The following is an 800-nucleotide window of genomic DNA, read 5'->3' as shown; positions in this document are numbered from 1 at the left end:
GCGCGTGAGTGACGGCAACGAGTGGGTCGTCGGGGCGTGTTGGCTGTGGTGTGGGCACCGGATCGGGTTGGTGATGCGCCTGGGGGTCGTGTCCACGGCTGATCCGCCCGCTGAGGCGCCGCTGTTCGGGTGTGGGCGGTGTGTGGAGCGGCTGCGCGGGATGGTTGCCGACTACCGGGAGTTGGCTGCGCCGGGTTGGGGTGAGGACGGGCTGTATGTGGCGCCGGGGGAGGTGCCGCGTCGCCGTAAGGGGTGGTGCAGGGCGCCGCGTTCGCTGTTGGGGCGGCGGTGGCGCGGGGTGGTGGAGCAGGGTGAGGAGCCCGTCATACCGGCGGGCGGACAACGGACGTGGAGGCGGCGTGGTGCGTGGGCTGGTGGTGGCCGGGGTGTTGGGGGCGGCGGCGGGTGCGGTGGCCGGGCTCGGTCCGGCCGGTGCCGCGCGGCGGCTGCTCGTCGGGGCGGACCGGCGCTGGTGGGCGTTCTACCGGCGCGCGTTGATCGCCCTCGGTGAGCCGCCCGAGGACTTCGACCTGGCGGCGCCCGATCCGGCGGACGTCGCCACAGGCCTGGGTGTGTTCGCCACGCTCGACCAGGCCGCCGCCCGCCGCGCCGCCCTCCCCGGCGAGGCCGAACTCGCCTTCCGTATCTTCACCGATCCCGATGACTGATACGGAGTCCCCCGTGGACCGGACCTGGCCAGGGCGGCCGACCCTGCTCGCCCTGCTCATAGCACTCGCGTTAGCGGTCCTGCTCCGCGTCCTGTGGCCCCTGCCCGACACCACCGAACCCGCCCCCGAACG

The 800-nt window shown here is 74.2% G+C and carries 1 protein-coding gene; it reads left to right on the top strand.

Translation table 11 applies throughout. The features are described 5' to 3' along the window. Window positions 1–359 precede the first annotated feature (359 nt). Window positions 360–668, top strand: coding sequence for a hypothetical protein (locus tag ACL02R_RS30050; RefSeq protein ID WP_412800123.1), 309 nt, complete (start codon window positions 360–362; stop codon window positions 666–668). Window positions 669–800: the final 132 nt, after the last annotated feature.

Source organism: Streptomyces sp. MS19 (assembly GCF_047200595.1).
GTDB lineage: Bacteria > Actinomycetota > Actinomycetes > Streptomycetales > Streptomycetaceae > Streptomyces.
The sequence above is the reverse complement of the archived record's forward strand: the minus strand, read 5'-3'. Positions and strand labels throughout refer to the sequence as shown.